The sequence below is a fragment of the Frankia sp. EI5c genome, assembly GCF_001636565.1.
Taxonomy (GTDB): domain Bacteria; phylum Actinomycetota; class Actinomycetes; order Frankiales; family Frankiaceae; genus Parafrankia.
The window spans coordinates 1-6,097 of the sequence record NZ_LRTK01000061.1; the positions used below are offsets into that span (position 1 = coordinate 1).

The 6,097-nt window shown below is 71.5% G+C and carries 2 protein-coding genes, 1 tRNA gene and 10 pseudogenes; 12 read left to right on the forward strand and 1 reads right to left on the reverse strand.

Going from position 1 to position 6,097, the window contains the following annotated elements:
* The 12 genes and pseudogenes from UG55_RS40480 to UG55_RS20675 all read left to right on the forward strand — a co-directional run.
* Positions 1–139, forward strand: a 139-nt coding sequence (locus tag UG55_RS40480) for a hypothetical protein (RefSeq protein ID WP_242424864.1), incomplete at both ends; no start/stop codon positions are given.
* 1 nt (position 140) lies between these two features.
* Positions 141–185: pseudogene (locus UG55_RS40485) on the forward strand (hypothetical protein); the annotation flags it as partial.
* Positions 186–219: 34 nt separating this feature from the next.
* Positions 220–795, forward strand: a pseudogene (locus UG55_RS40495) (DNA gyrase subunit A); the annotation flags it as partial.
* 52 nt (positions 796–847) lie between these two features.
* Positions 848–1,040 (forward strand): annotated as a pseudogene (locus UG55_RS40510) (DNA gyrase subunit A); the annotation flags it as partial.
* A 1-nt stretch (position 1,041) separates the two neighbouring features.
* Positions 1,042–1,781, forward strand: a pseudogene (locus UG55_RS40515) (DNA gyrase subunit A); the annotation flags it as partial.
* Between the two features lies 1 nt (position 1,782).
* Positions 1,783–1,978, forward strand: a pseudogene (locus tag UG55_RS40520) (DNA gyrase C-terminal beta-propeller domain-containing protein); the annotation flags it as partial.
* A 1-nt stretch (position 1,979) separates the two neighbouring features.
* Positions 1,980–2,437 (forward strand): annotated as a pseudogene (locus UG55_RS40525) (DNA gyrase C-terminal beta-propeller domain-containing protein); the annotation flags it as partial.
* A gap of 1,211 nt (positions 2,438–3,648) precedes the next feature.
* Positions 3,649–4,222, forward strand: a 574-nt coding sequence (locus tag UG55_RS20665) for a DUF3566 domain-containing protein (RefSeq protein WP_242424865.1), incomplete at its 3' end; no start/stop codon positions are given.
* A gap of 1 nt (position 4,223) precedes the next feature.
* Positions 4,224–4,342, forward strand: a pseudogene (locus UG55_RS40530) (DUF3566 domain-containing protein); the annotation flags it as partial.
* Positions 4,343–4,453: 111 nt separating this feature from the next.
* Positions 4,454–4,527 (forward strand) — tRNA-Ile (locus UG55_RS20670).
* Positions 4,528–5,081: 554 nt separating this feature from the next.
* Positions 5,082–5,225: pseudogene (locus UG55_RS45590) on the forward strand (class I SAM-dependent methyltransferase); the annotation flags it as partial.
* A 1-nt stretch (position 5,226) separates the two neighbouring features.
* Positions 5,227–5,663 (forward strand): annotated as a pseudogene (locus UG55_RS20675) (class I SAM-dependent methyltransferase); the annotation flags it as partial.
* Positions 5,664–5,859: 196 nt separating this feature from the next.
* Here the strand turns inward: UG55_RS20675 and UG55_RS40540 are convergent.
* Positions 5,860–6,097 (reverse strand): annotated as a pseudogene (locus UG55_RS40540) (hypothetical protein); the annotation flags it as partial.

Consider the following 6,097-nt stretch of genomic DNA (forward strand, 5'->3'; position numbering starts at 1 on the left):
CCCCGCCCCCCGGCGACCGCATCGAACCCATCGGCATCGAAGTCGAGATGCAGCGGTCGTACCTCGACTACGCCATGTCCGTCATCGTCGGCCGCGCCCTGCCGGAGGTGCGTGACGGGCTGAAGCCCGTCCACCGCAGNGTCCTGTACGCCATGTACGACGGCGGTTACCGGCCGGACCGGGGGNACTTCAAGTGCTCCCGCGTCGTCGGTGACGTCNTGGGTAACTACCACCCGCACGGCGACTCGGCGATCTACGACACGCTCGTCCGGCTGGCCCAGTCGTGGTCGCTGCGTTACCCGCTGGTCGACGGTAACGGCAACTTCGGTTCGCCGGGCAACGACCCGCCCGCCGCCATGCGGTACACCGAGGCCCGCATGGCCTCGCTGGCCATGGAGATGCTGCGCGACATCGACCAGGAGACGGTCGACTTCGCGCCGAACTACGACGGCCGGTCATCCGAGCCGCTGGTCCTGCCCAGCAGGTTCCCGAACCTGCTGGTCAACGGCGCCGGCGGTATCGCGGTCGGCATGGCGACCAACATCCCGCCGCACAACCTGGTCGAGGTGGCCAAGGGTGTGCAGTGGGCGCTGGACCACCCGGAGGCCACCTCCGAGGAGCTGCTCGAGGCGCTCATGGGCATCATCAAGGGCCCGGACTTCCCGACCCACGGCCTGATCGTCGGCCGTAACGGCATCGAGGACGCCTACCGCACCGGCCGCGGCAGCATCCGGATGCGCGCCGTGGTCAACGTCGAGGAGAACAAGGGCCGCACCCAGCTCGTCGTCACCGAGCNGCCNTACCAGGTCNACCNGGACAACCTCGCCGNGAAGATCGCCGAGCTGGNCCGCGACAACAAGATCACCGGCATCTCGGACGTGCGTGACGAGACGTCGGCCCGGATCGGCCAGCGGCTGGTCATCGACCTCAAGCGCGACGCCGTCGCGAAGGTCGTGCTGAACAACCTCTACAAGCACACCCAGTTGCAGGACACCTTCGGCGTCAACATGCTGGCGATCGTCGACGGCGTACCGCGCACCNTGCGCCTCGACCAGATCATCTCGTACTACGTCGAGCACCAGATCGAGGTCATCGTCCGGCGGACGCGCTACCAGCTGCGCAAGGCGCGCGAGCGGCTGCACGTCCTCGACGGTCTGCTGATCGCGCTCGACCACCTGGACGAGGTCATCGCCCTCATCCGCAACGCCGAGTCGGCGGATGTCGCCCGCGGGCAGCTCATGGAGCGCTTCTCCCTCTCGGAGATCCAGGCGACCGCGATCCTGGACATGCAGCTGCGCCGGCTGGCCGCCCTCGAACGCCAGCGGATCACCGACGAGGCCGCGGAGCTGCGGGCGAAGGTCTCCGAACTGGAGGCCATCCTGGCCTCGCCGTCCCGGCAGCGCGAGATCATCGGCCAGGAGCTGGCGGAGGTCGTCGAGAAGTACGGCGACGAGCGGCGCACCCGGCTGGTGCCGTTCGAGGGCGACATGTCCGTCGAGGACCTCATCGCCCGCGAGGATGTCGTGGTAACCGTCACCCGCGGCGGCTATGCGAAGCGCACCAAGACGGACCTGTACCGCTCGCAGCGGCGCGGGGGCAAGGGTGTGCAGGGCGCCGCGCTGCGCGAGGACGACATCGTCGAGCACTTCTTCATCACCACGACCCACCACTGGCTGCTGTTCTTCACGAACAAGGGCCGGGTGTACCGGGCGAAGGCGCACGAGCTGCCCGAGCAGGCGCGCAGCGCCAAGGGGCAGCACGTCGCCAACATCCTCGCGTTCNGGCAGGACGAGCGGATCGCCGAGGTGATGGCTATCCAGGACTACGAGGCGGCGCCGTACCTGGTCCTCGCCACCAAGCGGGGCCTGTGCAAGAAGACCGCGCTGACCGACTTCGACTCCAACCGCGCCGGCGGCCTGGTGGCCATCAACCTGCGGGACGACGACGAGCTGATCTCGGCTCGCCTCGTCGCTCCGGGNGACGACCTGCTGCTCGTCAGCCGTAACGCGCAGTCGATCCGCTTCCACGCCGACGACGAGCAGCTGCGGCCGATGGGCCGGGCCACGTCCGGTGTGATCGGTATGCGGTTCGACGAGGCGGACGAGCTGCTGTCGATGGACGTCGTCGTCCCCGAATCGACCGCGGACCTGCTGGTCGCGACCAGTGGCGGCTACGCGAAGCGCACGCCGCTCGCGGAATACCCCGTTCAGGGCCGAGGTGGCAAGGGGGTTCTGACCGCCAAGATCGTATCCACTAGGGGTGGTCTGGTCGGAGCGCTCGTAGTGGAGCCGAACGACCAGCTCTACGCCATCGCATCCAATGGCGGTGTGTTGCGTACCGTGGCGAAGGATGTTCGCCGCGCACAACGGCAGACGATGGGCGTAAGGCTCATCGACCTGGAGGCCGGTGTGCAGGTGGTCGGTGTGGCGCGCAATGCNGATGCCAACGACAGTGACGGAAGCGACGACACTGGGGTGCCGGACGGGACGGCCACCTGAGTTCGGCGATCCGGCGGCCAACCGGCCGCGTCGCGCGCGCCGTCGGTGGTAGGCCAGCACCATCGAGGCGGCAGTCCCGCGCGCGACCAGGAGTGGACGGGGAGTATCCGTGAGCGACAGTCAAGATGACCGGCCAGTCCGGTCGGCCGTCCNCCGCGCATCCCCGGGTCGCCCGGAATCCGCCGTGCCGGCCGGCCGGTCGGAAGACCCCGATCGGACCCGGCGGCCCGAAAGCACCTCGACGGCACGCGGCGGGCCCGGTGGGCCCGCCGCGGGTGCGGCGGCGGACAAGGGCCCGGGGTCCCGAGCCGCGGACGGCCGAGAGCCGGATGACGGCCCCGGGGCGGGATCGTCGGCCCGGGGCACCTCCCGGTCGGCGTCCACCACCGGGTCGGGCGCCGGTACCCGCGGTGCGGGCGCCGGGGCCGGAGCCGCCACCGCCGTCAGCCCGTTCTTCCAGCGCCCCCGCGGCGAAGGCACCCCGGGCGACCGGGGCAGGACATCCGCTCCGACGAGCGGCGCACGTTCCGGTGCGGACGCGCCGGATTCCAGCCCGGGGCCGCGGTCCGGCTCCAGCAAGAGCGCGGGCGCGGGCGGCGCGGAGCGCGAGCCGGTGAGCCCGGGCGGCTCGTCCGGCGGTTCGGGCTCGGTGCCCCCGGGCAAGTCGAGCCCGACCGGCCGCTCCGCCCCCACGCCCCGCGGAGGCGATCCCGCGCCCGGCGACGGCGCACAGCCCAGCACCGCGAAGACCCCGGGCCGGGAGACCGACCCGGTCCCGCCCGCCGGGGGNGGGGCCATCCGCAAGCCATCCACAGCCTCGTCCACGACATCCGCGGCGAAACCGCGCACCGGCACGGACCGGACCGGGACCGGCAAGGAGACCACCGCCCCGGCCCCGGTCGGAACCGGGGCCGGCGGCACGCGAGCGGCGACACCCAAGCCGGACATGACGAGAAAGCGCGATGCGCAGACGACTGTCACGACCCCGGCGGCCCGGGCCAGCACGCCACCGGACCGGCCTCGGGACACCGACACGATCTCGCTGGTCCGCCCGAACCTGCCGAAGCGCGGCGCCGGGAGCTCAGTCGGCTCGGCGAACCGGGCGGGCGACGTGAGGAGCGGCGCCGACCGTGGCGCGGTCACCGAGCGCATGCCCGCCGAGCGCCGGCCAACCCCGGAGCCGGGTCGTCCGGCTTCGCCCGCGGCCCGGCCGGCCGCCGCTTCGGTGGCTTCGCCGGCTGCCGCCGCGGCGACCCGCGCCGCGCCGACCGACCGCACAGCGCCCTACGACCGCCCTGGGACGCCGCCGGGACCGGCACCGGCGCCCGGATCCCTCGGCTCGAAATCGTTGTCCACCGAGCCGCTGGGGCCCGTTGACGCGCCGAGCCCGTCCCGTCCCGGGCCGCTGGGCCCACCCGGGCCCCAGCCCGGGCCCAGGGGCCCGGGGCGTGATGGTCGTGACCACGGCTTCGAACCGGCCCGGGACGGAGCGCCGGCGACGGGCCCACGCCGGGCTCCGGGCGGCGGGCGGCGGGCCCGCCTGCGGCTGTCCCGCGTCGAGCCGCTGTCGGTGACCAGGCTGTCGTTCGCCTTCTCGCTGTGCGCCTTCCTGATCATGATGGTGGCGGTGGCGGTCGTGTGGTTCGTCCTGAACTCGATCGGTGTCTTCGACAGCGTCACCGAGGCAGCCGACTCGTTCACCGACGGCACGAACACCAACGTGTNGAGCTGGCTCTCCTTCGGCCGGGCCATGCAGATCAGCCTGCTGGTCGGCGCGATCAACGTGGTACTGATGACGGCGCTCGCGACGCTTGGCGCAATGCTCTACAACCTCTGCGCCGACANGATCGGCGGCCTCGAGGTGACCTTGAGCGACCAGCAGTAGATCATCTGGAAACTGGGGTGGCGGCAGCCGTCACGGAGCTGCCGCCATCCTGTACTCTCGTCAGCAGCCAGGACCTATAGCTCAGTCGGTTAGAGCGCTTCCCTGATAAGGAAGAGGCCGGTGGTTCAAGTCCACCTAGGTCCACGCGATCGGCTTTCCTTGTTCGCCCCTTGGTGGGGCTCCCTGGCTCCCGCGGGATTTTGTCGGGGGGCGACCCCCCGGGCCCCCCGAGCGGCGGGCGGGGNTTTTTGGGTGGGGTTTTTCCCCTGTTGGGGGTTCGGGGTTTCGGTTGGTGGCGGGGGCGGTTTGACTGCTCTCGGCCTCTCGGCCTCTCGGCCTCTCGGCCTCTCGGCCTCTCGGCCTCTCGGCCTCTCGGCCTCTCGGCCTCTCGGTGTTGTCCACGAGTCTGTGCACAGGGCTGTGGATAAAGCTGTGGATGATGCTGTGGATAGACCCGTATGTGGGTGCCGGTGGCGGGATGTGCTGTCCGGAACGCGACACGTCCAGCGTCGGTGACCGTGCCCGCTGGCCTGTGTAGGCCCTGTAGGCGGGCCTGCAACCAGTGCGTGCGCTTTGCCTGTNCTGGTAAGACGAGCAGGCGGCATCGGCGTTGGGGGCGGGAGCCGGGCGGGTCCNTCCCGCTGGTCGCGGACCCCGGATCCGCAACTCGGATCCCCGACATGGGACGAGGAGACAGCGTGGACGTGGCGTTGCGGCAGGCGGCTGAGGCCGCCAAGGGCTTCATGCCACCCGACGAAGGACTGGCGCTACACGCGGCCGCGGCCGAGCTTCCCGGCGGTGGGCTCATCTGCGAGATCGGCACCTACTGCGGGAAATCCACCNTGTATCTCGCGTCGGCGGCGCGGCTCGTCGGCGCCGCGGTCGTCACCGTCGACCACCACCGCGGGTCGGAGGAGAACCAGTCAGGCTGGGAGTACCACGACGCGACCCTCGTCGATCCGCGAAGCGGGCGGATGGACACGCTGCCCACGCTGCGGGCGACCCTGGAGGCCGCTGGCGTCGAGGACGTCGTCACGCCCGTGATCGGGCGCTCGGAGGTGGTCGGCAGGTGGTGGTCCACCCCCATCGACCTGCTTTTCCTGGACGGCGGGCACACCGAGAAGCAGGCTCAGGCCGACTACGAGGCCTGGGCGCGCCATGTGCGCCCGGGGGGTCGGCTGGTGATCCACGACGTGTTCCCGGACCCGGCGGACGGCGGTCAGGCGCCCTACCATGTGCTGCTGCGCGCGGTGCGGGATGGCTTCAGCGAGGTGTCACGTNCGGGATCCCTGCGGGTCCTCCGCAGGCTGTTCTGAGTCACACCCACAGGGCCGCCGCGACTCCGTCACGGGGTCGCGGGGGCCGGGCAGGCTTCCGCGGCGCACCGGGTGCGGCATTCCCTGGGGCAGGCCGTCGCCGCGGAACGTCCGTTCGGTGGGGCCGCCGGCGAGCGTGTCGACGGCGAGGATGACCGCNGCGGCCGTCCAGGTCGACTGTTCCTCCGGCCAGTGGCACTTCTCGGCGAACTGCCAGCCGGTCCAGTAGGCCCCGCCGGGGTCCCGGAGGTGCTGCATGTTCCGCACCATCCGCTCCGCGGCGGCGGTGTCGTCGGCCAGGTGCAGGGCGATGGCCAGCTCGCAGGTCTCCGCGCCGGTGACCCAGGGCTGGTCGTCGACACATCTGATGCCGAGGTCGTCCACGACGAAGTCGTCCC